Below are 24949 nucleotides of genomic sequence, written 5' to 3' on the forward strand. Positions count from 1 at the left end.
ATCGTGCTAAGGCTTAACTTCACTTCGTTCGCAACTACAAAGTAGAAGTGAAGCAAGTGTCAATGATTTATTATAACGGAACCTTTAAATTTAAAGGACAAGAATGAAAAAAATCTTTTTTTGTGCGGCATTTGTAGCGGTGCTATTTGGTAGGGATATTTGCGGCGATGTGGGTATGCAAGGGATATTGCTTAATCTAAAAATAAATCCAGCAAAGCCGTCCAGCGAAGTAGAGTTAAAGGAAGTGAGCTGCAAAAATAGCGTCGTCACGCAAAGATATGTCTTAAAAAATTTTGAAAATTTTGACTTTGACAAGCTGGCTGGCAAACAAAAACAAGAGCTAAAAGAGGTCATAAAAAACGGCACGATAGAGTTTTATTGTAAAAAAACTATGACGCCGCACGACATAGATGTACTAAATGCGATGGGACTTGGGGCTTTTGACATGAGATGGGTGTATGAGACGCAAACGGGCAAGATTTTTGAAGGGGTCTTGACGCGCTACGAAGCAGACTGCAAACGCTAAATTTGCACGAAAGATAAATTTGACGGGGCAAAACGCCCCGAAATTTAGGCTAATTTCGCCAAATTCTTTTTGACGAATTCGCCAAACTCATCTTGGCTTAAAATTTTCTTACCAAGCTCAGCCTTGCACTCTTTGCCAAGCTCACATAAAATTTTGCGGTTCGCCTCGCTTTGGGACTTGCCGTGCTTTTTGAGGATATTGTTTAGCTCGTAATCCTCGGAGAAATTTACTAACTCTGCATCTTTTGCCATGGTCGCTCCTTTAAAAAGATATAGAGCAACTATACGACCTTTAGATTTAAATTTTTATTATAGTTTCGCTACTCTCGTCCGCTTAGAAGTGGTACGAACAAACACTCGTCAAATACGCTCTCGCTGATATTGCCGCTCTCGTCTTTTTTAAATTTCACGATGAATTGCTTCTCATGTTTTTTGATCGGAGCGACCAAAATGCCGCCGTTTTTGAGCTGGTTGAAGAGATTTTGTCCGACCTTATCAGTGGCCGCCGATATCAGGATGCGGTCAAATGGTGCGTAGCTCTTCCAGCCGTTGTTACCGTCGTCGTAGCGCACATGCACGTTGCGTATCTTTAGCGCTTCGAAGCGTTTTTTGGCCTCCATAGCCAGCTTTTCTATACGCTCTACGCTAAATACCCTATGCGCCAGCTTGCCAAGTATGGCCGCCTGATAGCCGCTGCCACAGCCGATCTCTAGCACGTTGTCGATGCCTTTGTCGCATTCTAGCGCAAGCGTCATCTTGGCCACGGTCAGTGGCGAGCTGATCCATTGATTGCCCAAGATCGGCTGCGCGTCCAGCTTATAGGCATGCGTTTTTATCGGAACGAAAATTTCTCTCTCTGTCGTTGCGATGGCTTTATAAACGGCCGGTGCGAGCGTGATCTCGTCTGCGATCTCATCGGCTAAATTCTGGCATTTTATCTCTTCGAGGGATGTCAAAGTCATATCCTAAATGAAAATTAAATTCGTATTATATGTAAATAAAACTTGCAAGATACTTTAAAATTTTGCATTGATATCTTTAAACGGATACGCAAATCTCAACTGCTTCATTAGTGACCGCGATACGGACGCGAGCAACTAAGCTTTTTATTTCGACAGCGCTTGACGGTTTTTAGAGATACTTCGTTTGTAGTCAGCTATTCGTAGAATAGAGCCTAATTTCACAAAATTCCTAAGTTTTTCTTTACTGAGGCTATTAGATTTGGGTCAAATTCCGTACTTTGCACGAGTTCACCTGTCGGTAAAAATACGCCCGAAAACTCGAGCATCAGTGCACTTGACGCCACGACATAGCAGCCGTTTGCCAGTGCAAGTGCCTTGCAAAGCGCAAGATACGCCTCCTCTCGCTCCTTGCCCCACATCGCGGGCACGAGTATGATGTCGCAGCCCTTTAGCTGCGCCCAAAGCTCGGCAAAACGCAGCTCAAAGCAGATGAGCACGCCTACTTTTAGCCCACGAAAGTCAAACGGGCGTATCGCCGACATGTCGCCCGCGGCAAAAATTTCGTGCTCGTGGTTTGGGCGAAAGAGTATGGCTTTGTTTTGCGTATAGAAGACGTTTTGGCTGTTTAGCAGGATGAATTCGTTGTAAATTTGCGTTTTGTGCGGCTGCGTGATCGAGATTTTGGCTAGTCCGCTCGCGCGATTTAGGCTCGTTAAGTGCGTGAGAGCGAGGAATTTCTCAGGGCTTAGGGCGTCTTGAAGCGTCTCAAAAAGTATCGCGTCAAAGCTGCCGATCGCACCACCAAGCATCTGTGCGTTCGCACCCGCGAAAAAGCCGTCGAAGTCATAGCCGCTGATACAAAGCTCGCTTGCGAGAATGAGCGAATTTTCAGGGGCTTTGGCGATGAAATTTACGAGCTCTTCCGTGCGATCGTTTGCGTTTTTGGCTTTTAAAACCATGCTTAAAAGATTCATTTTTTTCCTTTTTAAATTTGGCTCTGTTATATCAGAGTATTGATGTCCGCTTCGCAAACCCTGTTCACTCCGCAAGACGCCGAACATATAGCACGATTTACGCGGTCAGCTACTGCTTCCCTGTAAATCGGCGGCGATAAGCTCGCTAACAAGGTTTGACTTCGCTTTACTTTATTAGAAACAGAGCCTTAAATTTTAATCCCATCGTAAGGTAGCAACCTTGAACGTGCTGGGGTCGGGGTTTGTTTAAGGGGGCATGGATGGTTTTTCTACTTCGTTGCACTACTCGAATACTGCTCGTATCCTCCCTTTTCAAAACGCTTCACGACTGCAAACAAAACGTTCTAGCCGCACCCCCTTAAAAAAATATCAAGTTTCGATTTTATAAATTTTAAAATTCATCAAAGGGCGGACGGGTGTCGCTTCACGGCAGGGTTGATCCACCTAAAAATCATCAAAACTCAAACTTCCCTTGCTGTAATTAGTAACCTTGCTCTCAAAAAAGTTGCTCTTTTGATCGTTAAATTTAGCAAAATCATCGACCCATTTGATCGGGTGTTTGGCGTTATATTTGCGTTTTAGCCCGATGGCGACCAGACGCTGATCGACTAGGTAGTGGATGTATTCCTCGATGATGTCGTCGGTAAAGCCCATGATCTGATTTTGCGTGATGTAGCGACCCCATTTGATTTCGAGGTTGCCCGCCTTTTCAAACATATCGTAAATTTTCTCTTCCATTTCAGGCGTGAAAAGATCGCTTCTCTCGGCGCGCACGGAGTTTATCATATTTTGAAATAGCAACAAATGCGTGATCTCGTCGCGCTGGATAAAGCGTATCATCTGCGCGCTGCCTAGCATCTTGCCCGCGCGCGCCAGAGCGTAGATCGCCGTAAAGCCGCTGTAAAAGTAAATGCCCTCTAAAATTTGATTTGCCACCATGGCTAGTAGCAGTTTCTCGTCCGTCACCTCGCCCGCAAGCTCCTCATAGACGCTTGAAATGTAGTCGTTTTTCTCGCGCAAGACCTCGTCGTGCTTCTCCATCTCGTAGATGAGGTCGGTGTTGTCGCAGATCGCCTCGACCATGACGGCGTAGGACTTGGAGTGGTTCGCCTCCTCGTAGGCTTGGCGGCTTAGCACGGCGTTGATCTCGGGAGCGGTAATGTAGGGGTTGATGTTGTCGGCGAGGTTGTTCGTCTGAAAGCTATCCATCGAGATGAGCTGACTCCAAACGAGGTCATACATGCGCTTTTCGGCGTCCGTGAGGTTGTAGGCGTAGTCGCGCACGTCATCGGTAGTATCGACCTCTTTGGGAAACCAGGTGTTGGCCTCCATCAGATCCCAAAGCTTGAGCGCCCACTGGTATTTTGCCTTGGTGAAATTTAAAATACCGTGCGGATTGCCGTTAAATACGCGCCGATCGGTCAAATTTTCGTTCGAGCTTGGATTGTAGATGCGTTTTCGATTCATTTTTTCTCTCTTAAATTTAGTGGATCAAAGAGCGATTTTATCAAAAAATATATAAATTTTGGCCGCCAAGGCTATGGTCTAAAATTTTAAAGCCGAATTTAGCGCCTATTTATGCGCTTAAACATCATCAAAAAGCCCGTCAAAAATAGCGACGCACCGATGAGACAGATAAACGCGAATAGCACCTGACCAAGTTTGCCTAAAAATTCTCCCGTGTGCACCCTTAAGACCTTTTGGCTAAATTTCTTGCCTTGAGGCACGAGATCGTCTTTTGTGAGCAGCTTGCGCTCTTTTATCTCGCCAGTAGTGGTATCGATCTTGAGACTGCCGATCTTTTGGCTCTCTTTTGGCGAGTAAGAGATGGAGTAAATGGAGGAATTTGCGTCCGGTACATTTATCGTCAGAGCAGTGAAATTGCCCTCAGTGCCCGCGACAAAAATTTCCATAGTCTTATCGATCTCTTGAAATTTAGAAATTTGCGTCGGCGCTTGATTTTTAGGCGGCATCTTTTTGGGAGTCATTTTAACGCCAAAAGCCGCATTTACGCTGCTTCGCACCCAGCCATACGACCAGTAAAGCCCCGTCAGCGGCATCACGATGAGTGCCACGCTCACCCACAAGCCAAGGCTCGCGTGAAGCTTGTAAAACAGCGCGTAGCCTTTGGCTTTGAGGTTAAATTTAAGTGCCTCTTTGAAATTTTTCTTAATGAGCGGCGCATAGAGCCAAATGCCGCTTATCATCAGTAGGCTCATGATTATCGAGCTTACGGCGACGATTTGCTTACCGATGTTTGCGCTGATGTTGTCATTTATGAGCGCTAGACCTAAATTTCGGTGTAGGCTAAGCACGATACGCTTGAAATTTTCGCCGTTATCCTCGCTGATCACTTCACCGCTACGAGGATCGATAAAATAGTTTAAAATTTTGCCGTTATTTGTGACGCTTATGCGGTAGGCGGTGTTATCGCCGCCGGTTTGTATGGAATTTAGCGTTTGAAAATTCGTTTGTTCTTTAAATTTTGTCAAAATTTCGCTCATTTTAAGGTCGGGCTTGTCGCTTTTAGGCAAATTTACGCTGCTTTCATTGATGAGGTCGGCGATCTGAGCCCTATATGAAACAAAGGGTGCACTCAGCGTCATTATAAGTAGCGGAAGTGCGGCTATGAGGCCTAGTAGGAGGTGAATGTTGAATATGATTTTGTTGCGTTTTAGTAGCATGGATCGTCCTTTGAAAGTTGTAATTTTATGCTAAATTTATTAAATAAAATATAAAGCATTATCAAAATCAAATTTAATTTATGGAATTTAGGATATGATTTTTAGATTTTAGATAGTGATAAATCTGCGCAAGGAAGTGGTGAAAAAACGATGGTGGAGTTAAGCGGGATCGAACCGCCGACCTCTTGAATGCCATTCAAGCGCTCTCCCAGCTGAGCTATAACCCCAAAGGATTTGCTATTTTACAATTTTAAGCCTTACAGAATTTTGAAATTAACATTAAGAGAAATAAAATTTTAAGCAAATTTTGGCTAACATTGCAATCTTTAACGCGGGAATAGCTCAGGGGTAGAGCACAACCTTGCCAAGGTTGGGGTCGCGAGTTCGAATCTCGTTTCCCGCTCCATCAGATGCCCGAGTGGCGGAATGGTAGACGCAAGGGACTTAAAATCCCTCGGTAGTTTTTACCGTACCGGTTCAAGTCCGGTCTCGGGCACCATCACGGTGGCGACATAGCCAAGTGGTAAGGCATGAGCCTGCAAAGCTTTGATCCCCGGTTCGAATCCGGGTGTCGCCTCCATTTAAGAAAGGAAAGATATGCGAAAGATACTTTTGGCAGTATGTGCTATGTTTTTTATGATGGGTTGTTCAAACACATGGCATGGAGTGAAAGAAGACACTCATAACGCTAAAGAATGGACTAAAGAAAAGATCAACGACGGCGCTACTTACGTCAAAGAAAAAACCGAATAGTTATAGTAAATTTTAAGCAAAGTTCGCTATAATCACAAAACTTCATTTTCGGGAGATGGCTGAGCGGTCGAAAGCGGCGGTCTTGAAAACCGTTGAGGTGTGAAAGCCTCCTGGGGTTCGAATCCCTATCTCCCGGCCACGATCATATTATTTAAATATTTTTTAGATTAAAGTCATTTATTTTTACCTTTTGTATCTTGAGTTCTCTTAAATATACTTCATCATTTTTTACTTCTATTACGTTTGAAGATAGTCCGATATCTATATATTTATCTTTAAATAAATTTATATATTTGGGATGAAATTCTAAAAATCCTAAATCTTGATTGTGATAATACTCAAAGATTCCGTTTTGCTTTAAAATTTCAGTTGCCTTAAAGATATCCTCATCAAAAACCTTTGCAGTTTTTAAAAAGTAGTCGTTTTGGCTGAAGTATTGCCATTTTTCTTTGGGATATAGTGTATTTTGTTGATAAATTTGCCCTAGATGCTTATTTGCTAAAGAGCAATAAAATACACCCATTTTAAATTTGTTTTCACTTGCAAATTTTAAAAGCTCCAAGCTCTCCTCTTCGCTTCCAGATATAGCAAGGCCACCAGCGTACCAGTAGTTATAGTAGGTTTGAAATGGCGGATATTTGAGCATAAACCCTCTTTTTATATACTCTTTTTCATTTGTCAAAGGAAAGCAAAATTCGAGCAAATTTATACCATCGATCCCGATTTGTTCTAAATAAAACATTATATTTTTCATCTTTTCAAGAGTTTTTGGAATGACTGGCATTTCGACTATAACAGTTTTGATGTAGTGTTTTTGCATCTTCGATCTTTTCTATGATGTCTGCTTGCTCGTTTAAACTATCCTCAAGTTTTATGCTAAATCTTATCTCGTCAAGTCCGCTGACTTTTAGCTTTTTGAGATATTTTGTGTCTATCAAAGTACCATTTGTATATAGTCTTTTGTGGATAGTGGTATTTGACTCATTTATGATTTTAAAAAATTCAAGCGTATCATCTTTGTATAGTAGGGGTTCGCCGCCGGTCAAAGCTACAAATTTAACGTTTTGATTATCTTTTAAAATCTTATTTGCTATCTGCTTTGCGGCAAATTTTCGTTTTACATCTTTTTTAAAATCATCTTGGTTCGGATTAAAACAAAAATAGCAGTTCTTATTGCATTTTAAAGATAGATAAACGCTGTGAGTATCGACTCCAGTTCTACATGCTTTACAGGCATTTGACTGAAAATTTATATATGAAAGTTCATTAGTAAATTTATTTGAAAAACCTTTTGTGAAAATTCCATTTTTATCGAAAACGAGCTTGTATCTGGCTTCTATGCTTTTTATAAAGTCGTCTTCTATCTGCTTGTACTTATCGATAGCATTTTGTAGATTCGTACTCATTTTCTAGTCTTTGCTAAATTTTATGGGTTCATAAACTACTCTATGTTTTTTTGGGATTATCCCCCACCTATAATCGCTAAAAATATTTGTCTGTATGATGCACTCATAGCATGGCACAGCTGATTGTAAAAATTTTATTTTCTTATCATAAAGGCGGTCTTTTTTATCCAAGTTAGTAGCTAAAGATATAAGGGCGATGTAAAGATTTATCTGCTCATTGACTGACTTTAAAATTTTATAATCATTAGGATCGAACATATGTTTAAATTTTGTCTTTAAACTCTCATCATACGATAAATTTGCATTTTTCCAAAACTCTTTAAATTCATCTATCTGTGCATCTTTATTTATAAAGCGGAAGTAACAGATCCCTCTACTGGTATGAGCCAAAAGTGCTTTACCTAGTGTCGAATCTTGCAGCACATAAGATATTTGGATATTGTTTGCGTATGTTTTAAACTCAAGCGGTGTGACCCCATAAACATTGACGAACATATTGTGAAGTTTTGAAGAGCTAGAAAGCCCCATACTAAAGGATGTATCTAACAAATTTTTATAATTTCTAAGGCTTGCTCTTGCGTAGTTTATAGTGATAAGATGTAAAAACTGTATAGGCGTGACGCCGACATACGTTTTAAAAACCCTTATAAAATAAAATTTGCTCATATTTATTAATTGTGCCAGCTCGTCTATATTAACTTTTTTATCATGATTTTCACATATATGCTTTATTATGCGTTCTATATCTTGTTTTAGCGGGTCTTTATCTGTTTTCATAATGATCTTCAGGCAAATAAATTTATGGTTTTGCTTTTATTCTCGCATAAAAAGCACTCTTGTCTATCGTGCGGTATAAATTCTCCACAGCTACATTTATTCGGTCGTATTTTATTTTCATGATAATGCATAAGCGAGCCTTTTAGATGTATAGGCTTGAATCCTTCAATAGCCCCAAACAAACAGGTCGTTTTACATAGTCCGCACTCGTTGCACCTTATGGCGGAGTGGTACAAGGTTATAGTATTGTTGCTTTTTGTAATACTTATAGCATCAAATGGGCAGATATTTTCACAAATTTGACATCCGCAGCATTTTTTATCGTTTATATTTAGTGTTTTCCAGCCAAATATCTTATCTTTTGCATAAAATTTAAGCCACTTATACATATCTTTTCTTGATATTTTATGTATGTAGTTATCTTTATAGTTTAGAACCGATCTTTTAATGCTGGAAAATAGTCCCCTTCTTGATGAGATATCAGTTTTTACTTCGTTTAAAGAGAGATTGATGTTTTTGTCATATAGCTCTTTACCTAAAAATTCTTTCACTCTTTTTATATTTTTTTCAAATATTTCTAAAAGACCTTTTTCTAGGCATGAGCTGCATTTATCATAGTAAAAGATCAACTTTTTATTGATCGCAAGATGGGCTAAAATCTCCCAAGGCAAAGAGGCTATGCAGTATAGATCTAAATTTTTATTAAACCCATTTTTATAGCATCCTATGGTTATAGTCTCAAATTTCGATTTTAAAATTTCTTGAAATTTCTTTGCATTTACGGATGAAAAAGATATAGCTCTTATCGGACAGACGACAGCGCAAAGATTGCAGTCGATACAGGCTTCAAACGAAGTATGCTTGCTTGCGTCATGATTCATTATGCCTTTGGGGCAAATTTGTTCGCAGTTAAAGCATATACTTTTGCCTTGTTTGCTGTTTAGACAGCCTTTAGCGTCTTTGCTGGTGTGAAACCGATCAAAAGCTTCTTTTTCTCCCGATAAAAAATTAGCCAAAATTATCTCCCGTCTTTTGCTAGCTCCAAAAATGTTTTGTCATATTTTAAAAATGTGGTTAAAAAATATGATACCTTTTTTATGTATAAGCCGTTCTGATATTCTAAATCTGAGCTAAATTTACCTACCCATGTAAGCAAGTGCTCGTCTAGAAATTCCAAACTATCGTTGATAGCATCTTTATACGATCTCTCGTCTTGGTTTATGATACCAGCAAGATATAGCATAAAATTTAACTCAAATGCTATATGATCGTCCGCCTCGTGTGGGTGCTTAGTAGGAAGTAAGCCGTATTTGGCGTATTTGTTTCTCACTATAAGAGTCGAGTTGCCAAAGAGTATTTTTTCTTCCGACTCATAGGCGCTTTCCCAAGGCGGAGCGGGCAGCCTTTGCGGGCCGATGAGCATCGCAGTGTATTCGCTACTAAGCCTAGACAAAAATTCATCGCTTACTTCACTTAAGAGCTTTGACAAAAATTTATAAAGCTCACTCATATTGTAAATTCGCTCTGAAATCAAAAATGACTGCTTTATCTTTTCATCTAATAGCTCCTTTGCGCTTTTGACGCTTAGCGGTGCGCTAAAAACTATATAAAAAACCTTGTAGATATAGTATCTACAAAGCATATAAATTTTTATATCTTCACGGTTCATTGAAGCCCTACTGTCGTAGTCACCATCGCTACATAAAATATCAGCTTTGCAAGCACTGCTGCTATAAATAAAAATACCGTCGCAGCAAGAGGTAAATTTAGAGCTATATAGCGCTGTTTATCAGATATTGATCTTATACTTTGTGCAAAAAATAAAAATATAGACATAGCGCCCAAAATCGATATCAAAAGTATGAGGTTCGAATATGAAAATAGTATGCTTGCACTTTGTTTTGCGGCTAGTGAGCCTTGCGACAAGCCAAGTCCATGTAGGACGTAAGAGAGACTAAGCATCCCCGCTAAAACTAAAATCACTATGCCAAAAACATAAAAATTTAAACTCATTTCTTTATATGTAAGTGTATAGAAAAATATCGCTCCAAGCATAAGAGCCGATAGGTAGTATTCAAAATAAGTATTTGCACTATCCCAGAAAGGAACGCTTGTCGATATATAAGCCTGCGACATCACATATAGATTAAATATGCCAGCTAGTAAGCTTAAGGCGCAAATCGGCGTTAAAATACCCGTGAATTTACCTGTATATAATATAAGCGCATACGCACAAACGAGCCCTGTATATAGCGATGTAAAGAAAATTTCGCGAGATAGCCAAGAGCTTGAAAGGTTGCTCATCGTTAAATACGCGTTTATAGGATTTCCCAAGTGCAAGAATGAGCTCAAAACACCGATCACGGCTAATATCGCTGCTATCATAGCTGGCTTGGTAAATTCCTTTTTGTATCTAAATTTAAAGATTGCAACGAAAAAGATCATGCCTATTGAGGATTGCAAACATACTGAAAATACACTAAGTCCTAAATCTTGAAATAAACTATGCATCTTAATACTCCTTCTTGCTAAACGAGCTATCAAATGCCTGTGGTTTAGGCTTTATATAAACGCTTGGATGTGTTATCTGCGAATTTGGCAAGATAGGCAAGTCCTTGGTTAAATTTTCGCTTCTATTCGTATCTTCGGTATCTACTATCGTTAGACAACGCATTATACAAGCATCGACGCAAGCTGGATCTTGACCAATATCAAGCAGGTCTTGACACATATTGCATTTGCTTACTAGCCCTGTTTTTTTGGAAAATTGCGGGACGCCATAAGGGCAGTTCCAAATGCAATACTTGCATCCTATACATTTTGAAGCATCATGTTGGACGCTAAGATCCTCGCTTATATGCATAGCTCTTGTAGGGCAGCCTTCGACACATTTTGGATTTTCGCAGTGGTTGCAAGATGTGCTGTAGTGATAAATTCTGACATCTGGAAAGACTCCGGTCTCAAAGCTTACTACTTTTCTAAATAAAGTTCCTATATCAAGATCGTTTTTGTCTTTGCACGCTATCTGGCATGTCTTGCAGCCGATACAGCTTGTCATATCAAAATAAAAGGCTCTTCTTTTCATCTATCGCTCCTTAACTAAAAATAACTCTTGCAGGCTTATTGATATCATCGATCAGCTTACTATGATACTTCTCGATCTTTACTATGACCGAGTTAAAGCCTGACACGCCTTGTCCTGTTGGATACTGACCGGCTAAGATATTGTCGGCTCCGCCCATATCAATGCCCGTTTTTTCATCTATATCCACCCATGCACCATGCGGTAAAGCTATGACTCCTGGCATCAAACGCTCGGTCACTACTGCATTTCTTAAAACCTTGCCGTAAGCACTCGTGATCAAAACACTGTCATTTTCACTTATACCGTTTTCCTTTGCGTCTTTGGAGCTTATAAATACGGGATTTCTCCATGCCTCTTGCAGCCATTTTACATTGTCAAACACCGAGTGTGACCGCCTTAGATAGTGCGGCGATATGAGCTGATATTTAAATTCTCCTTTTACCTTTTTGTCCCAATCGGCAAAGGTGTCTACGTAACCGTCTTTTACATTTATATATGTTGGTATAGGCGAAATTTTGCTATATCCCATTTGATTGATCTTGTTTGCCAGTGTCGAAGAGCAAATTTCTAACTTTCCGCTTGGGGTATTTAGAGGATTGCCTGCAGGATCTTCTCTAAAATCCTTATACGCTATATAGCCATAGTTATCTCCTTGAAACCTTTTTACCTGATAAACGCCTTTTTCTTTAAATTCCTTATATAAAATTCTGCCTGTTTGCGGCGAGCCCTTGACCCCAAGCTCGGCTATATCTTCAGGCGTAATGGTAACTAGCGGCTCATACGTCTTGCCGTCATCTTTTATGACCTCTATGGTAGATAGGGTATTGAAATACTGCTGCTTTTCATCAAATGGATAAATTTCTTTAGGGTCTATGCCAAGTCTTTTGCCTAGCTCTATGGCTATCCATTGATCCGACTTTGCTTCAAAAAGTGGTTGCGTGATTTGAGAGTAGTTTATTATCATCTCTCTGTTTCCGCTATGGACTAAATTTCCGCCCAAAAAGCCGCCAAATTTTTCCCATTCGGTGATGACTGGCAAAACGATATCGGCGTATTTGGCATTTGTAGTGAGAAACTGCCCGTGAGCTACAACCAGATCGACTTTTCTATGTGCCTCTATGCCTTTGCTCATCCCGTCGCTCGTTTGTAAATTTGCCCCGGCGGCGCTATAAATGACACGGATATCGATATCTCTGATCTGTCCTTTAGCGTATTGTTTAGGAGAGACGAAAGAACCGCTTCCGGTAAAATTATATTTTCCATCTATTATGGCGTTCCATACCTCATTGGCATTTATCGTATCATCTATAGGATTCGCGATCGCGGGTAGTCCGTCGTTACCGGCTTTTACAAGTGCAGGGTCGCCATTGCCTGATGTAGCGTGCATGGTGCTTCCTGTCATATGACCTGATTTACCCATATGTCCGGTCATAGCGCCTATCGTCATTATCAGTTGAGGCAGATTGTCAGCGTTTTTAGTTCTTGCCGAAGCCATGCCGCACAGAAACGCTACTTTGTTGTTTTTGCCAAGCTCCAATGCAAGATGCCTTATCTCGCTTGGCTCGATACCACAAATTTCAGACGCCCATTCGGCCGTTTTTGGCTTGCCATCATAGGTGCCTAAGACATAGTCTTTAAAATTATTTTTGACATCTTCGCCCTGAGGCATATGATCTTCGTCAAAACCAATCGTGCATCTATTTAAAAATTCCCAATCTATCAGCGGATGATTTACCGGATCGTCCATGGTGATCAAAGAGTGCGCCACCCCAAGAAGTAAGGCCGTATCGGTCGATGGCCTAACGGGTAGCCATTTGGCGTCTAAAAGGGCGCAGGTATCGTTATAAATAGGATCTATACATATAAATTTGGCTCCGGCTTTTTTAGCTTGCAAATAATGCCAACTAGCACTTCCCATCGCACTTCTAGCCGGATTCATGCTAAGCATTATGATCGTATCGCAGTTTCTCATATCAAATCTATCGTTGATAGTCTGGTCCCAAACTCCAAGTTGTAAAAAGCCTACGACCCCCGGCGTCATCGCCCAGCTGCCAAAGGAATTCGTATTCCAGTATTCTGTATATCCGCCAAAAAGCCCTAATGTCCTTGACATCTCGACGATTTGGCTGTTCCAGCCGGCCGAGAGCAAAATAGAGCGGTTGCCATACTCTTTTTTTACTCTTTTTAGCTCATTTGCTATCAGGTCTAGTGCCTCGTCCCACGAAATTCTCTCCCATTCGTCCTGACCGCGTAAATTTTTATCTCCGCCGCCAGGGCTATAATGCTTTCTTTTCATAGGATACTTGAGTCTATCGACGCTAAAGACTTGCTTTCTTTGACTTCTGCCTCTTAGACAGCCACGTTGCTGTGGATAGTCCGGGCTATCCGCGTGAGTATCGTCTGTCTTTTGCCTTATGACTACTCCATCTTTGACTAGGACCTTGTTTACGCATCTGCCGCCGCAGTTATGCCAACAGGCTGCAGATATCCATTGTGATGAGTGCTCGGTATCTTTTTCGTCTTGCTTTGTTTGTTGCGCTGCACCACTGGTCTTACTTAGCGAGCTATCTGCGCCAAGAACGGAAGCTGCAGTGGCTGTAGCCAGAGCACTTTTTAAAAAGGCCCTACGATCAAATTTTTGTGTTTTTGATGTGTCAGACATGATTTTCTCCCGACTAAAATAATTTTATGAAAATTATATGGGAACAGCTTTATAAAATCAATCTGAAAATTGCTATTTAGTAGAATATTTTTATTTTACGGTTTTTGAATATTTGTCGATATAAATTTCACTCTTTTTTACAAACGGCAGCCGAGTGCGTCAAGATATCGTGTAAATTTAGCCTGTCTTTTCGTAAAAAACATAGCAGTAGCCCCACGATGCTAAATCCGGCGAGGATAAAACAGACATATCGCAAAATAGCGTGCAAAAAGCCTATCTTGCGGCCATTTCGTAAATTTATGAGATAAATTTGCTGGGCCTTGTAGCCCGGAGTCTGTGCGCCAATGCTAAAAAACAGGCACATTATGAGGCCAAAAGCGGCGTTGCAAACGGCGATAGAGAGCTGGCTGGCGGCAAATCTCTCTTTGCTACCCAGCACTACATAGGTCGTAAAATACAAAATCGGCATCAAAATGACGAACATATCGATGATAAATGCCTTTACTCGCAACCAAACCGGCGCGATAACCGCCTTTTGCTTTGGCATCAGTTTCCGCGACTGCCGGGCTTTATCGCTTGGCTCCCGCTCGCGCACAACGGGCAGTTTTCAGGCGCGTAGATCTCGAATTCAAAATTTCCCAGAGCAAAGAGTGGCACATCGCTTGGCAGTTTACAGTTTGATTTCGCTTCGTTTTTTAAATTTGCCAAGGAGCAAAAGCCTCTGTTTGCAAGCGCTGCAAAGCCCACGACCTCGCCGCCTAGGCCTTTGATTATGTTTGCGGCCTCTAGCGCCGAGCCGCCTGTGGTTATGATGTCCTCGCAGACGATGAAACGCTCGCCTTTTTTGACCTCAAATCCACGTCTAAGCGTCATCACTTTATCGACTCGCTCTGTAAATATGAATCTCTTTTTCGCCGCTCGCGCGAGCTCATAGCCGGCTAAAATTCCGCCCAAAGCAGGCGAGCAAACGCTGTCGAATTCCACGCCGTGCGCCGATATGATCCGTGCCAGCTCATCTGCTAAACGCCCTGCTAGCTGCGGATCTTCGAGCACCTTTGCGCTTTGCAGGTAAAACTGCGAGTGGTTGCCGCTCGTTAGTAAAAAATGTCCTTTCAAATATGCGCCCGCGTCGCGGTAAATTCGCTCTAGATCCATTTACGCTCCTTAAAATTTTGCGCTATCTTAGCACACACGCTCTTAAGCTACTCTTGCCTCACATAGCCAAGCGGCCTTACCGACATGATCTTGTAGCCGTTTTGCGGATTAAATTCAAGCTCCATATTTCCAAATATCACATCTAAATTTTCCTCTTTAAACACCAAAAGATCGAATTTTATGTTTACGAGCCGCTCGTGGTCGTAAAGTTTCGTGGTGCTCATATAATTTTTGCTAAAGGTGTCTTTTAGATGCTCGTCAAGATCGATATCTACGCTTTCGTTGTTATCCAGGGCAAATTTCAAAACAGGCCCGTCGACTCTACTATCATAAAATCCGGGTCCTATAAAATACACCTGTGCTTCTTTGCCGACTTTTAGCTTTGCCGGTGCAAACGAGAGCGAAAAGTATTCGTTTTCGTCGGCATACATGGTGGCTATGCCGGCGTCAAACGTATCGATAGCTTTTTTATTTTTATTTGCAAAGTCACTGTCGTAGCTTTGTATGTAAAATAAAATATCTCTGATGCGCGACGTCAGCTCATCGCCTAGCTGCGCCAGCTCCCGCTCGTCGATATTGGTCCTGATATTGCCGTCGGCATCCAAGAAATTTAGCTGCTTGAATTTCGCAAATAAAATTTGCTTTTGCGAATTTAGCGCTATCGTTTTTGCATCGAGCACAAAGCCCGTGACGAAGGTCGCCAGGATAGCAAAAACGGCTACTGCGCGGTATGAAAATAGCGGCTTAAATAGCATGGATACATAAATGACGCTCACAAAAGCCGCCGAAGCGATCAGGTAAATTCTATCGACCGTAAGGCCGTATTCGCCGACTCTAGCCTCTATGCCGACCCATAAAAGCACTATCGCAGGGACGGCTAGGATGGCGAAAATTTTAAAGAATTTAGCCCAAGGCTGCTTGTCTAGGACTAAATTTATCGTGCTTAAAGTAAAGCCGCCAGCCAAATAAGCAAGGACTATGTATGCCACGCCGCCTCTAGGCAGACCGCTAAAGATAGCGATATTTGCGATATAGCAGTAAAGCAAGATCGTATAAACCAGCAAAAGTGGTGTCAGGATGAAATTTATGATGAGCTCAAGGAATTTAGTAAATTCATACTCCGTCTTGCTGGTCTCAAACGCCAAAAACAAGATCGGCAAGACGCCTAGGACTGCGCCCATGTAAAGTCTGGCAAATATCCCCTCTCTTAACAGATCCGTGTCAAATAGATAGTCAAGTCCGCCAAACACGGCGAATACGGCAAGATAAAATATATGTGCAGCGATGAAGGCGAAGGCTAAATTTATGATGCGATTTAGCGCTTTGCGGACGAAATTTTGATTTTCTTTGGAGAAATTTTCGCTGATCAAGGCGATGAGTGCGATGAGATTTGCCGCCCAAAATTCCAGTTTGTCAAGATAGTGTTCGCCGTCCGTGTCGATAAATTTTATCGCCGCTGCGCCGATGATAGGCACCAAGGCCGAGCAGATATAAAGCGCTCTTTGACGCCTGCAAAGAAAGATGACGACTAAAAAGAGCGGCTCAAATACCCAAAATGCGCTATTTTGCTTTAGTGTGCTCATGCTGATGAACGAAAGTGGCAGCATGAAAAGAACGATCGCTATGAGCTCGATCTTATGTGATGATAGCGTAGGCTTGAGATAGCAGAGGCTTTTGCGAAAGAGGCTCATAAATTCCCTTTGAATAAACGGCTGAATTTTGATCAGAAATAAGAGCTTTGACTAGAATTTCAGGGCCTTAGCAAAGCTCTTTGCAGCTTAAAATTTAGGCTTAGACCTTTAGTAGTTCGGCCTCTTTTTCTTTTACGAGAGCATCGATCTTGGCGACATAGCCGTCAGTTATCTTTTGAACCTCGTCTTGTCCTTTTTTGCTCTCGTCCTCAGTTATGGCTTTATCTTTTTCAAGCTTTTTGACCTCGTCGTTTGCGTCTTTGCGGACATTTCTGACGCTTACTTTGGCTTTTTCGCCCATCGCCTTTGCGTGTTTGGCGTTTTCTTGGCGTTGCTCGATAGTCATCGGAGGGAAAAACAGCTTCACGCATTCACCGTCGCTGTTTGGATTGACACCGATATTTGCCGCTTGGATCGCGCCTGAGATCGTCTTTATCATACTCTTTTCCCAAGGTGTGATGCTGATCGTAGAAGCGTCGCTGGCAAGCACGGTGGCTACTTGATTTAGCGGAGTCATCGAGCCGTAATAATCGACCATGACGTGATCTAGGATACTTATATTTACCTTGCCCGTTCTAAGCGTCGTGAAATCGCGCTTTAGCGAAGCGATCGCCTTTTCGCAGCCGTCCTTTTGGGCCGCATAAACATCATTTAGCATTTATGTCCTTTATTAAGAGTTTTGTCGTCCTTTGATGATCGATTTTTAGCGACATCAAAATTTTGTTTTTATTGATAGGCTGGGCGAATTTGTAGCTGAATACGCCATTTTGCATAGGCACGGGCTTAAAGCCTTTAAAACCGGTTATGAAAAATTTCCCCTCGCTCGCGTTCGTATCGGTCTTTATCGTTATCTCGTCTATCGCGTTGTCTTGCGGGTAATCTTTTGGAAATATCCACTCGGCCTTTAAAAATTTGCTATTTAGCGCTAGAGCTATCTTGGTGCCGTCCTCAACGGGCGTCCTGTAAAGATCGAAAATATCGCTTTTGTTTGAAACGGCGCCTGAATTTTGATTTAACAGCGCGTCAAATCCAAATTCCTTCGTGAGCTCTATGACGCGTTTGTCATACTCTCCGTAAGGCACGGCGAAATACTTTGGCTTATAGCCCATGTGCTTTTCAAAAATTTCAACCCCGTTTACGAAATCCTGCCTAAGACTCTCGTCATCAAGTCTCGTCATACGAGGATGGCCGTATGAGTGGTAGCCTATCTCGCCGTATTTTTCGGCCTCTTTTATCTGATCGAAATTCATATAGTCTTTATATCTTCGTGCGCTGGCCTCGACATAAACCATCAGTGTGAAAGGATAGTCATACTCTTTGAAAATGCTAAGAGCATTGTCGTAAAAGCTCTTATACCCATCATCGACCGTCAAAACGACCCAGCTATCGGGGATAGCTTCACCTGCATTGACGGCCTCTACCAGCTTTGAAAATTTGACGACTTCATACCCGCCCGCTTTTAAAAAATCAAACTGTGCGCGTAAAGTCTGAGTGGATATGTTCGTGCTGGGGTATCTAGGGTCGTCGAATCGGTGATATACAAAGATATGCGCATCACCGAATGCGAAAATAAAGCTGCAAAATAAAATCAGCAGCGATTTATACATCATTATTTGGCTGGAGTTTGCGGAGCGCTCGGCACTGACGGGACAGACGGTTCGCTAGGCTCTGTAGGTTTTGGCGCGACTAACGAATTCGTATCGACGCTGTCGATCAAAGAGCGCTTCATATCTTTGTTATAAAGATAGCCCAGCGTCAAGGTGTTTAGTATGAAAAGTATGCCCACGACAAAGGTGAATTTAGCTAAAAATCCGGCCGGGCCCTTTGCGCCAAAGAGGCTTTCGTTGCTGCCACTATACGCGCCAAGTCCGATAGATGAGCTCTTTTGAAGCAAAACGGATATGGTTATGACTACTGCCAGGACGAATTGTAAGATCAGAAAAATCAAACTCACTGAAATTCCTTTAAAATTTTTTAAATAATTGTTTGCGATTATACAAAAAAAGTTTTAAATTTATTGTTAAAGCTGCTTTTCTATCTCGTAAAGCTCGTATCTGATCGTCTTAAAAAGCTCGGAGAGCTCTAAATTTACAAGCTTGAAGCACTCTTCCAAAACGCGCGCGCTCTCCTGCGCTCTTTTTATGTTTGCGGTCATTATGTCGTCTAAATTTTGACGATCTTGCTCGGTTTTGGTGCTTTTTTTTAACACATCCGAGTCGGCGTCTCTAAATTTTATGAATTCATTTGCGGGGATTTTTGCCTTATGGCGGAGATTTTTGATCTTATAGGCGAGCTGGGCGTCGTCAAAGACATATCTTTTGATGTCCTCGACGACGCGTAAGCCCTCTTTTAGTCTATTTAGATTCGCATCTATAACGCGGTAGATGCGCTCGTTTTCACTCATCTCTGCCAAAAATTCCTAAAATTTGAAGCAACGAAGTGAAAAGATTTACAAAGTCAAGATACAAGGCGACTGCACCCTCGATAGGAGTCTCGTAGTTGCCACGAACGATATTTTGCGTATCGTAAAGTATGTATGCGCTAAACAAGATCGCACCGATGCTGGCGATAACTATCTGAAAAATAGGGCTTTGCATAAAAATGTTTATGATGCCGGCTACGATGATCACGATAAGCGTGATGAAGAGCATCTTACCCATCGCCGTAAAATCGCGCTTGCTGTTCATCGCAAATATGCTTAGGGCGCCAAACGCGACTGTCGTGAGAGCAAACGCTTGAGCTACTATGGATGCACCGCTTGGCATCGATAAGATAGCCGATAGTAGCGGAGTTAGTGTAAGTCCGCTGACGAAAGTGAAGCCAAATAGGAGTATTAAATTTAGCCCCTCTTTACGTTTGGCCGCCATTAGCCCAAATAACAGTGCAAATTCCACTATGACAAGACCCCAAAACAACAATCTGTTAGTCGCAAAAACGCTTGCTATGCTGATGCCTACGTAAGCACCTGCGGTAGCAGATAAAAGCGAAGCCGCGAAAAGCTGATACGTTTGTTTGATAAAAGTGCTTAACGAGCTTTGCGGATACGCCACTTCGCGCTCGTTTTCCCTTGAGTTTTCATTAGCGTAGTTTCTATCGTATAAACTCATTTTCTCTCCTTTTGAAATTTTTGCCTAAATTTAGCCAAAAATAGGTAAATAGTAGTTAAAATTTGACTTAACCGCAGAGCATAAATTCAACTTATGGGCATCGCTGTGGATTTTGCTATTTGAATCTAAATTTTAATCCTTTATATTATATTGTCCGTATCATTACTTTAAACTATCTGCAGATTAAATAAAAGTTGCTATAATCACGAAAAAATAGATTTGGAGAGGGTATGGATTCACTGCTTGAAGGTGCGGTTAAATTTATGGAAGACGGCTTTTTGGAGCATGAAGAGCTGTTTAAAAGTTTGCAACATGCGCAAGACCCGCATACGCTTTTTATCTCGTGTGTGGACTCGCGGGTGGTACCTAATCTAATAACAAACTGCCTGCCGGGCGAGCTTTTCATGGTCAGAAATATCGCAAATATCGTGCCGCCTTACCGCGTCAGTAGCGAATTTCTAGCTACCACTTCGGCGATAGAGTACGCGCTTGAAGTGTTAAATATAAAAAATATAATAATATGCGGCCATTCAGACTGCGGCGGCTGTGCGGCGCTGTATCAAGATGAGAGCAAATTTAAAAATACGCCAAACGTTAGAAACTGGATCAAGCTCATCGAGCCGATAAAGCATGAGGTGCTTAAATTTACCAGCGACGATCCGGCCAAGATGGCGTGGCTGACCGAGCGGCTAAATGTCATAAACTCCATAGAAAACATCCTGACCTATCCTAACGTAAAGAGCGAACACGAGGCGGGCAGGCTCGAAATTTACGGCTGGCATTATATCATCGAGACGGGTGAAATTTTCAGCTACGATCTAAAGAGCAAGACGTTTAAGCTCCTAGCCGTGAGACAGGACAAGCATGAGTAAAATTTTATTTTCCTTGCTTTTATGCCTGGTATTTGCTTTTGGCGCTGATAATAACAATACCGATCAAAACGACACGAACATCGTAGACATCACAAAACAGATCCAAACCCTAAACGCTCAGATACAAATTCTAAAAGCGCAGCAAACGGACGCGAACTCCTCGGTCAAATCATCGAATTTAGATACGCTCGAAAAGAAAAAAAGCAGGTTGCTTGATAAGATACCGCTTTCTATAATGCAAATCGACGTCAAGCAAAAGGATATCGATAAATTCAAGCTTCAAAAAGCCAGCCTCGAAAAAAAGGTCGCAAGATATGAAAAGCAAGATGACAAGGATCTTTACATAAAAAACGCCATCGAGCTTGAGAAGATGAAGATAGGAGAGTCTTATTTCACGACTCTTGTCAATCTTGAAAATATATTTAAAAACGGCGCGAAAGCGGGCTCGATAAAAGATCTCATAGACACCGGACTTTTAAACCTGCAGACAAATTCTTATGTGAGCATCAAAGAGCTAAAAGATAGTCTGGGAGACAATACGAACGCCTATGACAGTGCGCTGTCGGATCTTGAGCTGCAAAAGGAGACTAGCGAGGAGATCTTGACCTATTTAAAGGCCAACGCCGAGCTTTTGAGCTCAAACCTCATCCTCTCGGAGCTAAATTTAACCAACGCGATAGAGTATATCAATAAACTAGTTCCGCTAAATTCAGCTAAATTCAACACCGGTAAAATCGTCATCATCATCGTGGTGTTCGCCTTTTTCGTATCCCTTACCAGACTTTTGGCAAAGCTCACGTATTGGCTCATGTCCTTGCTCACTTCGCTTCAAGAGAGTAAAGATATAAAAGATCAAATTTTAGACATAATCAAAAAGCCTATCACCTGCTTGCTCATCATCTACGCCCTAAATATCTGCATCGGCATAGGATTTTACCCGGCCCCGATGCCTATAAATACCGCAAATGTATTTTCTATCATCGATATCGCGGGCTTTACTTGGTTGATTTTAGCTATACTTGATGGATACGGCACGCTTTTGCTGGGCAAGATCGCTCAAAAAAGCGGACGCAAAGAGGTTGTAAATTTAGTCTTAAAGATCGTTTATTTCATCATAATCATCTTAGCGCTTTTGATGGTGCTAAGTAGGCTCGGCTTTGATATTTCCGCACTCATCGCATCTCTTGGTATCGGCGGTTTGGCCGTAGCGTTTGCGGCAAAAGACATAATCGCAAATTTCTTCGCCTCCGTGATGCTACTCTTTGACAACGCTTTCTCGCAGGGAGACTGGATAGTTTGCGGCGATATAGAGGGTACGGTCGTGGAGATAGGCCTTAGGAAAACGACAGTCAGGAGCCTCGATAACGCACTCATTTTCGTGCCAAATTCTAAGCTCACTAGCGATCCGATAAAAAACTGGTCGCGCCGCAAGGTCGGACGAAACATAAAAATGACGATCGGCCTCACCTATGACTCTAAGCCGCCTGTGATATTAAAATGTATAGACGAGATAAGGCAGATGCTACTTGAACACCCTAAAATTTCAAAGTCCGACAACGGCGGGGCCTTTAGAGCTAAGGATAGTAGGAGCAGGTTTAAGCAAAATATCGTTAGTATAGATGATCTTGCGGGCTATAAAAGCAGGCTTTGGGTGTGGCTTGACAAACTAAACGACAGCTCGATAGACATCAACATAAACTGCTTTACAAAGACAATAGTAGGCGATGAATACGTTCTTGTCAAGCAAGATATAATATTTAAGATAATGGATATCGTAGAGAACAACGGACTAAGCTTTGCCTTCCCGAGCCAAAGCCTATATGTGGAAAATGCAGGCTCAAACGAGCTGCAGCCCATCTTAAACAACGATAAAATTTCAAAGGAGACGGTATGAGCGATTTTGACGACGAAGATTTCGAATACGACGACGATGACTTCGAGGAGGATCAAAAAGAGGATTCGTATAATTACAACTACGATGAAAATGACTACGAATACGACGATAGCGACGAAGACGAAGACAGCTACGATTCGTATTGAAATTTAACGGGGATATCTTGACTCAGGATTTTGTAGATCAAAGTAGCTATAAGGCGATAGAAGACATCTATAAGATGATCTTAAACGTCATGATGGTCGGAAATTTGTTCGGACTATGTTTTTTGGTGTTTTTAAATACCTCTATCGTGCTTATTTGCTTTTTGTTTTTCGTACTTGCCGTGATGATGATGTTGAAATTTAAAATAAAATATAGAATTTTGATCTCGTCGATGTTTCATCTGAATTTGATCCTAGTGACCGTGATAGGCACGATGGCTATGGGCTGGAACAGCGGGATCTGGATAGTCATGGTAGGTGCGATATTTGCGAGCTATTTTTTAGCGTTTAACTCAAAGCCTATCACATATAGTGTCTCGATGTGCGAGCTTGGCATACTGATATGGCTTTATCTGGCGTATAAAGATATGCCCGCGGTCATCCCGCACTGGGCGGAGATGACGCTAACCATAACAAACATCGCCCTTGTGTTCTATACCATCTTAAAGATGTCCATCTATGCTGACGTGATCACTTCTAGCGGCTATCAGCAGGTGCATGAGGAAAAAGAGCAGCTTGAAAAGATGTCAAAGTATGACTTCCTTACCGGGCTTTTAAACAGGCGCACCATCGAAAAGGCGCTAAAATACGAGCTTAGTATGCTACGCGATAAAAATGCCAATACAAATTTAGTCGTGATGCTGGGCGATATCGATAATTTTAAAATGATAAATGACACCTATGGACACGACTGGGGCGATAAAATTTTAAAAGAGATAGCAAAGACGCTTTTAGCGACATTTAGGAAAAACGACTATGTTTGTCGCTGGGGCGGGGAGGAGTTTTTGATCATCCTGCCAGATACGAAGATAGACTTCATTCACAAGATAACAAACCGCCTGACTAAAAACATAAACCACGTGAAGCTGCCCGATAAGACGGCCGTTAGTATGACCTTTGGCATGCTAGTTTGCATAAATGCCGCGAGCGTAAATTTCGAATACATTATCAACAGGGTCGATAAGCTGCTTTATAGAGGCAAACAAAACGGTAAAGACAGGATAGAAATGGAAATTTTAAACGATGCAACGAACGCAAAAAACGATGATGACTAAAATTTCCATATCCTTAGCGCTTAAGATCATAATGGCGATGGTCCTACTCGTGCATGCGTTTTACCTCGTGATATTTTACGTCATGCACGAGGAAATTTTAGCCACTACGAATATATTTTCCATAGTGATATATCTTTTCGCACTAAAGCTTCTTTTAGACAGCGATGAGAACGGCAAACTCGTGTTTGTCATATTTCAGATCGAAGTATTTTTACACGCGCTTATTTGCATGCTGGTTTTAAGCTGGGGATACGGCTTTGAGCTTTTGTTTTTGGTCTCCACCGTCACTTTGTTTTTCGCGTCATTTAGCTACAAGCGCATAAACTACGCGATAATCACGATCCAGATATTGATCTCGGTAGCTTGCTATGTGCTGCTTGACGGTAAAAATATAAAAGTTTACAGCGAGTATAAAGATATCCTTTTTATATTCAACCTTTCGATGGTGTCGGTGTTTGCAGTGATGACCTCTTATCTTTTGGAAATTTCAAATTCCTTTATATTTTTAAATATCTTGGAGCAAAAAGAGCGCGTCAAAACGATGGTCAATCACGATCCGTTGACCGGGCTTTTAAACAGAGCTTCCATGCAAAATATCTTACAGCAAGGAGCGCTCTTTGAGGGCAAAGACTTTGCCGTGGTGATGTGCGATATCGATGATTTTAAAAAGATAAATGATACCTACGGACACAGCGCTGGAGACGCGGTCTTAAAAAGCCTGTCTGAAATTTTTAAAAATACTTTTAGAAACGATGACTATGTAGCGCGCTGGGGCGGGGAGGAGTTTTTGGTCGTTATCAGAAACGCTAAGAAATTTGGCGCTATAAGCGTTGTAAACCGTGTAAAAGAGCTGTTAAACGAAAATATCGTGGAATTTGAAGGCACGAGGATAAACGTGACGATGACCTTTGGTGTCGTGACTCACGACGGCGCCTCGAAATTCGACATCGAAAAGATGATCAAAAAGGCCGATGAGCTGCTGTATGACGGGAAGCGAAGCGGCAAAAATATCGTCATGAGCGCGGAATTTAGCTCCGTTTATTAAATCAGGCGTCCTCTTGTAAATCGCTAGCCTTGGCGATAAATTTCGTCGCTTCACATATAGCGCCCAAAGCGATTTTAGGAGCTCTCGCCCCTAAAATTT

Annotated in this window: 28 protein-coding genes and 5 tRNA genes; 11 read left to right on the forward strand and 22 right to left on the reverse strand. The window is 41.8% G+C overall.

The window, feature by feature from the left end:
• Window positions 1-103: 103 nt before the first annotated feature.
• Window positions 104-526 (forward strand): hypothetical protein, encoded by a 423-nt coding sequence (locus HMPREF1139_RS02225; protein WP_009649496.1) that lies wholly within the window; start codon window positions 104-106, stop codon window positions 524-526.
• Between the two features lie 44 nt (window positions 527-570).
• On the opposite strand, the gene HMPREF1139_RS02230 is transcribed toward HMPREF1139_RS02225, so the two are convergent.
• The 6 genes from HMPREF1139_RS02230 to HMPREF1139_RS02255 form a co-directional block, all read right to left on the reverse strand.
• Window positions 571-777, reverse strand: coding sequence for a hypothetical protein (locus tag HMPREF1139_RS02230; RefSeq protein ID WP_009649461.1), 207 nt, complete (start codon window positions 775-777; stop codon window positions 571-573).
• A 68-nt stretch (window positions 778-845) separates the two neighbouring features.
• Window positions 846-1481, reverse strand: coding sequence for a protein-L-isoaspartate(D-aspartate) O-methyltransferase (locus HMPREF1139_RS02235; protein ID WP_009649793.1), 636 nt, complete (start codon window positions 1479-1481; stop codon window positions 846-848).
• 224 nt (window positions 1482-1705) lie between these two features.
• Window positions 1706-2461 (reverse strand): carbon-nitrogen hydrolase family protein, encoded by a 756-nt coding sequence (locus tag HMPREF1139_RS02240; protein WP_169767305.1) that lies wholly within the window; start codon window positions 2459-2461, stop codon window positions 1706-1708.
• Between the two features lie 444 nt (window positions 2462-2905).
• Window positions 2906-3928: a ribonucleotide-diphosphate reductase subunit beta gene (locus HMPREF1139_RS02245; RefSeq protein WP_009649561.1), complete on the reverse strand. Its 1023-nt coding sequence runs from the start codon at window positions 3926-3928 to the stop codon at window positions 2906-2908.
• A 98-nt stretch (window positions 3929-4026) separates the two neighbouring features.
• Window positions 4027-5145, reverse strand: a complete 1119-nt coding sequence (locus HMPREF1139_RS02250) for a PepSY-associated TM helix domain-containing protein (protein ID WP_009649879.1) — start codon at window positions 5143-5145, stop codon at window positions 4027-4029.
• 151 nt (window positions 5146-5296) lie between these two features.
• Window positions 5297-5372, reverse strand: a tRNA-Ala gene (locus HMPREF1139_RS02255).
• Window positions 5373-5476: 104 nt separating this feature from the next.
• On the opposite strand from HMPREF1139_RS02255, the gene HMPREF1139_RS02260 reads away from it, so the two are divergent.
• The 5 genes from HMPREF1139_RS02260 to HMPREF1139_RS02275 all read left to right on the forward strand — a co-directional run bounded on the left by HMPREF1139_RS02260 (window position 5477) and on the right by HMPREF1139_RS02275 (window position 6037).
• Window positions 5477-5551: transfer RNA gene (locus HMPREF1139_RS02260), tRNA-Gly, on the forward strand.
• A gap of 6 nt (window positions 5552-5557) precedes the next feature.
• Window positions 5558-5644 (forward strand) — tRNA-Leu (locus HMPREF1139_RS02265).
• A 7-nt stretch (window positions 5645-5651) separates the two neighbouring features.
• Window positions 5652-5725, forward strand: a tRNA-Cys gene (locus tag HMPREF1139_RS02270).
• A gap of 17 nt (window positions 5726-5742) precedes the next feature.
• Entirely contained in the window at window positions 5743-5898 is a 156-nt protein-coding gene (locus HMPREF1139_RS11640; protein ID WP_009649693.1) for a hypothetical protein, read from the forward strand.
• 49 nt (window positions 5899-5947) lie between these two features.
• Window positions 5948-6037, forward strand: a tRNA-Ser gene (locus tag HMPREF1139_RS02275).
• 12 nt (window positions 6038-6049) lie between these two features.
• Here the strand turns inward: HMPREF1139_RS02275 and HMPREF1139_RS11820 are convergent.
• The 16 genes from HMPREF1139_RS11820 to HMPREF1139_RS02350 all read right to left on the reverse strand — a co-directional run bounded on the left by HMPREF1139_RS11820 (window position 6050) and on the right by HMPREF1139_RS02350 (window position 19781).
• Window positions 6050-6718 carry a hypothetical protein gene (locus HMPREF1139_RS11820; RefSeq protein WP_232209588.1) on the reverse strand — a complete coding sequence of 223 codons (669 nt, stop codon included), beginning with the start codon at window positions 6716-6718 and terminating at the stop codon, window positions 6050-6052.
• Window positions 6657-7304: a radical SAM protein gene (locus HMPREF1139_RS11825; protein WP_009649434.1), complete on the reverse strand. Its 648-nt coding sequence runs from the start codon at window positions 7302-7304 to the stop codon at window positions 6657-6659. The genes HMPREF1139_RS11820 and HMPREF1139_RS11825 overlap by 62 nt, the downstream gene beginning before the upstream one ends.
• A 3-nt stretch (window positions 7305-7307) precedes the next feature.
• Window positions 7308-8081 (reverse strand): helix-turn-helix domain-containing protein, encoded by a 774-nt coding sequence (locus tag HMPREF1139_RS02285; RefSeq protein WP_009649527.1) that lies wholly within the window; start codon window positions 8079-8081, stop codon window positions 7308-7310.
• Window positions 8082-8089: 8 nt separating this feature from the next.
• Window positions 8090-9097: a 4Fe-4S binding protein gene (locus tag HMPREF1139_RS02290; RefSeq protein ID WP_009649478.1), complete on the reverse strand. Its 1008-nt coding sequence runs from the start codon at window positions 9095-9097 to the stop codon at window positions 8090-8092.
• Window positions 9098-9099: 2 nt separating this feature from the next.
• The gene (locus HMPREF1139_RS02295) at window positions 9100-9750 is read right to left on the reverse strand and encodes a TorD/DmsD family molecular chaperone (protein WP_009649542.1); all 651 of its coding nucleotides are present in this window, start codon (window positions 9748-9750) and stop codon (window positions 9100-9102) included.
• The gene (locus HMPREF1139_RS02300; protein WP_009649895.1) at window positions 9747-10592 is read right to left on the reverse strand and encodes a dimethyl sulfoxide reductase anchor subunit family protein; all 846 of its coding nucleotides are present in this window, start codon (window positions 10590-10592) and stop codon (window positions 9747-9749) included. The genes HMPREF1139_RS02295 and HMPREF1139_RS02300 overlap by 4 nt, the downstream gene beginning before the upstream one ends.
• A 1-nt stretch (window position 10593) precedes the next feature.
• Window positions 10594-11166 carry a 4Fe-4S dicluster domain-containing protein gene (locus HMPREF1139_RS02305; RefSeq protein ID WP_009649512.1) on the reverse strand — a complete coding sequence of 191 codons (573 nt, stop codon included), beginning with the start codon at window positions 11164-11166 and terminating at the stop codon, window positions 10594-10596.
• Between the two features lie 10 nt (window positions 11167-11176).
• The gene (locus tag HMPREF1139_RS02310) at window positions 11177-13828 is read right to left on the reverse strand and encodes a molybdopterin-dependent oxidoreductase (protein WP_009649654.1); all 2652 of its coding nucleotides are present in this window, start codon (window positions 13826-13828) and stop codon (window positions 11177-11179) included.
• Window positions 13829-13955: 127 nt separating this feature from the next.
• Window positions 13956-14375 (reverse strand): RDD family protein, encoded by a 420-nt coding sequence (locus HMPREF1139_RS02315; RefSeq protein WP_009649795.1) that lies wholly within the window; start codon window positions 14373-14375, stop codon window positions 13956-13958.
• Window positions 14375-14983 carry an orotate phosphoribosyltransferase gene (gene pyrE / locus HMPREF1139_RS02320; RefSeq protein ID WP_009649708.1) on the reverse strand — a complete coding sequence of 203 codons (609 nt, stop codon included), beginning with the start codon at window positions 14981-14983 and terminating at the stop codon, window positions 14375-14377. The genes HMPREF1139_RS02315 and pyrE overlap by 1 nt, the downstream gene beginning before the upstream one ends.
• Window positions 14984-15030: 47 nt before the next feature.
• Window positions 15031-16674: a DUF4153 domain-containing protein gene (locus HMPREF1139_RS02325; protein ID WP_009649534.1), complete on the reverse strand. Its 1644-nt coding sequence runs from the start codon at window positions 16672-16674 to the stop codon at window positions 15031-15033.
• Window positions 16675-16774: 100 nt separating this feature from the next.
• Window positions 16775-17332 (reverse strand): ribosome recycling factor, encoded by a 558-nt coding sequence (gene frr, locus HMPREF1139_RS02330; protein WP_009649626.1) that lies wholly within the window; start codon window positions 17330-17332, stop codon window positions 16775-16777.
• Window positions 17322-18284 carry a polysaccharide deacetylase family protein gene (locus tag HMPREF1139_RS02335; protein ID WP_009649744.1) on the reverse strand — a complete coding sequence of 321 codons (963 nt, stop codon included), beginning with the start codon at window positions 18282-18284 and terminating at the stop codon, window positions 17322-17324. Before HMPREF1139_RS02335 ends, frr begins: the two co-directional genes overlap by 11 nt.
• Window positions 18284-18628, reverse strand: coding sequence for a preprotein translocase subunit SecG (gene secG / locus HMPREF1139_RS02340; protein ID WP_034965951.1), 345 nt, complete (start codon window positions 18626-18628; stop codon window positions 18284-18286). Before secG ends, HMPREF1139_RS02335 begins: the two co-directional genes overlap by 1 nt.
• 66 nt (window positions 18629-18694) lie before the next feature.
• The gene (locus tag HMPREF1139_RS02345; RefSeq protein WP_009649798.1) at window positions 18695-19078 is read right to left on the reverse strand and encodes a hypothetical protein; all 384 of its coding nucleotides are present in this window, start codon (window positions 19076-19078) and stop codon (window positions 18695-18697) included.
• The gene (locus tag HMPREF1139_RS02350) at window positions 19071-19781 is read right to left on the reverse strand and encodes a Bax inhibitor-1/YccA family protein (protein WP_009649874.1); all 711 of its coding nucleotides are present in this window, start codon (window positions 19779-19781) and stop codon (window positions 19071-19073) included. Before HMPREF1139_RS02350 ends, HMPREF1139_RS02345 begins: the two co-directional genes overlap by 8 nt.
• A 230-nt stretch (window positions 19782-20011) precedes the next feature.
• Between HMPREF1139_RS02350 and HMPREF1139_RS02355 the strand changes: the two genes are divergently transcribed.
• The 5 genes from HMPREF1139_RS02355 to HMPREF1139_RS02375 are packed head-to-tail and all read left to right on the forward strand — an operon-like array spanning window position 20012 to window position 24850.
• The gene (locus tag HMPREF1139_RS02355; protein ID WP_009649723.1) at window positions 20012-20653 is read left to right on the forward strand and encodes a carbonic anhydrase; all 642 of its coding nucleotides are present in this window, start codon (window positions 20012-20014) and stop codon (window positions 20651-20653) included.
• Window positions 20646-22547, forward strand: coding sequence for a mechanosensitive ion channel domain-containing protein (locus tag HMPREF1139_RS02360; RefSeq protein WP_009649580.1), 1902 nt, complete (start codon window positions 20646-20648; stop codon window positions 22545-22547). The genes HMPREF1139_RS02355 and HMPREF1139_RS02360 overlap by 8 nt, the downstream gene beginning before the upstream one ends.
• A complete protein-coding gene (locus HMPREF1139_RS11645) occupies window positions 22544-22693 on the forward strand; it encodes a hypothetical protein (RefSeq protein ID WP_009649853.1) in 150 nt (49 codons plus the stop codon). The genes HMPREF1139_RS02360 and HMPREF1139_RS11645 overlap by 4 nt, the downstream gene beginning before the upstream one ends.
• Window positions 22690-23805, forward strand: coding sequence for a GGDEF domain-containing protein (locus HMPREF1139_RS02370; protein ID WP_009649697.1), 1116 nt, complete (start codon window positions 22690-22692; stop codon window positions 23803-23805). The genes HMPREF1139_RS11645 and HMPREF1139_RS02370 overlap by 4 nt, the downstream gene beginning before the upstream one ends.
• Window positions 23774-24850: a GGDEF domain-containing protein gene (locus HMPREF1139_RS02375; protein ID WP_009649554.1), complete on the forward strand. Its 1077-nt coding sequence runs from the start codon at window positions 23774-23776 to the stop codon at window positions 24848-24850. The genes HMPREF1139_RS02370 and HMPREF1139_RS02375 overlap by 32 nt, the downstream gene beginning before the upstream one ends.
• Window positions 24851-24949 lie beyond the last annotated feature (99 nt).

This window comes from Campylobacter sp. FOBRC14 (genome assembly GCF_000287855.1).
GTDB lineage: Bacteria > Campylobacterota > Campylobacteria > Campylobacterales > Campylobacteraceae > Campylobacter_A > Campylobacter_A curvus.

What these genes read in the sequence shown, in the direction of transcription:
- HMPREF1139_RS02225 (WP_009649496.1), top strand. Translation starts at nt 104, where the DNA reads ATGAAAAAAATCTTTTTTTGTGCGGCATTTGTAGCGGTGCTATTTGGT.
- HMPREF1139_RS02230 (WP_009649461.1), bottom strand. Translation starts at nt 777, where the DNA reads ATGGCAAAAGATGCAGAGTTAGTAAATTTCTCCGAGGATTACGAGCTA.
- HMPREF1139_RS02240 (WP_169767305.1), bottom strand. Translation starts at nt 2,461, where the DNA reads ATGAATCTTTTAAGCATGGTTTTAAAAGCCAAAAACGCAAACGATCGC.
- HMPREF1139_RS02245 (WP_009649561.1), bottom strand. Translation starts at nt 3,928, where the DNA reads ATGAATCGAAAACGCATCTACAATCCAAGCTCGAACGAAAATTTGACC.
- HMPREF1139_RS02250 (WP_009649879.1), bottom strand. Translation starts at nt 5,145, where the DNA reads ATGCTACTAAAACGCAACAAAATCATATTCAACATTCACCTCCTACTA.
- HMPREF1139_RS11640 (WP_009649693.1), top strand. Translation starts at nt 5,743, where the DNA reads ATGCGAAAGATACTTTTGGCAGTATGTGCTATGTTTTTTATGATGGGT.
- HMPREF1139_RS11820 (WP_232209588.1), bottom strand. Translation starts at nt 6,718, where the DNA reads ATGCAAAAACACTACATCAAAACTGTTATAGTCGAAATGCCAGTCATT.
- HMPREF1139_RS11825 (WP_009649434.1), bottom strand. Translation starts at nt 7,304, where the DNA reads ATGAGTACGAATCTACAAAATGCTATCGATAAGTACAAGCAGATAGAA.
- HMPREF1139_RS02285 (WP_009649527.1), bottom strand. Translation starts at nt 8,081, where the DNA reads ATGAAAACAGATAAAGACCCGCTAAAACAAGATATAGAACGCATAATA.
- HMPREF1139_RS02295 (WP_009649542.1), bottom strand. Translation starts at nt 9,750, where the DNA reads ATGAACCGTGAAGATATAAAAATTTATATGCTTTGTAGATACTATATC.
- HMPREF1139_RS02300 (WP_009649895.1), bottom strand. Translation starts at nt 10,592, where the DNA reads ATGCATAGTTTATTTCAAGATTTAGGACTTAGTGTATTTTCAGTATGT.
- HMPREF1139_RS02305 (WP_009649512.1), bottom strand. Translation starts at nt 11,166, where the DNA reads ATGAAAAGAAGAGCCTTTTATTTTGATATGACAAGCTGTATCGGCTGC.
- HMPREF1139_RS02310 (WP_009649654.1), bottom strand. Translation starts at nt 13,828, where the DNA reads ATGTCTGACACATCAAAAACACAAAAATTTGATCGTAGGGCCTTTTTA.
- HMPREF1139_RS02315 (WP_009649795.1), bottom strand. Translation starts at nt 14,375, where the DNA reads ATGCCAAAGCAAAAGGCGGTTATCGCGCCGGTTTGGTTGCGAGTAAAG.
- pyrE (WP_009649708.1), bottom strand. Translation starts at nt 14,983, where the DNA reads ATGGATCTAGAGCGAATTTACCGCGACGCGGGCGCATATTTGAAAGGA.
- HMPREF1139_RS02325 (WP_009649534.1), bottom strand. Translation starts at nt 16,674, where the DNA reads ATGAGCCTCTTTCGCAAAAGCCTCTGCTATCTCAAGCCTACGCTATCA.
- frr (WP_009649626.1), bottom strand. Translation starts at nt 17,332, where the DNA reads ATGCTAAATGATGTTTATGCGGCCCAAAAGGACGGCTGCGAAAAGGCG.
- HMPREF1139_RS02335 (WP_009649744.1), bottom strand. Translation starts at nt 18,284, where the DNA reads ATGATGTATAAATCGCTGCTGATTTTATTTTGCAGCTTTATTTTCGCA.
- HMPREF1139_RS02345 (WP_009649798.1), bottom strand. Translation starts at nt 19,078, where the DNA reads ATGAGTGAAAACGAGCGCATCTACCGCGTTATAGATGCGAATCTAAAT.
- HMPREF1139_RS02350 (WP_009649874.1), bottom strand. Translation starts at nt 19,781, where the DNA reads ATGAGTTTATACGATAGAAACTACGCTAATGAAAACTCAAGGGAAAAC.
- HMPREF1139_RS02355 (WP_009649723.1), top strand. Translation starts at nt 20,012, where the DNA reads ATGGATTCACTGCTTGAAGGTGCGGTTAAATTTATGGAAGACGGCTTT.
- HMPREF1139_RS02360 (WP_009649580.1), top strand. Translation starts at nt 20,646, where the DNA reads ATGAGTAAAATTTTATTTTCCTTGCTTTTATGCCTGGTATTTGCTTTT.
- HMPREF1139_RS11645 (WP_009649853.1), top strand. Translation starts at nt 22,544, where the DNA reads ATGAGCGATTTTGACGACGAAGATTTCGAATACGACGACGATGACTTC.
- HMPREF1139_RS02375 (WP_009649554.1), top strand. Translation starts at nt 23,774, where the DNA reads ATGCAACGAACGCAAAAAACGATGATGACTAAAATTTCCATATCCTTA.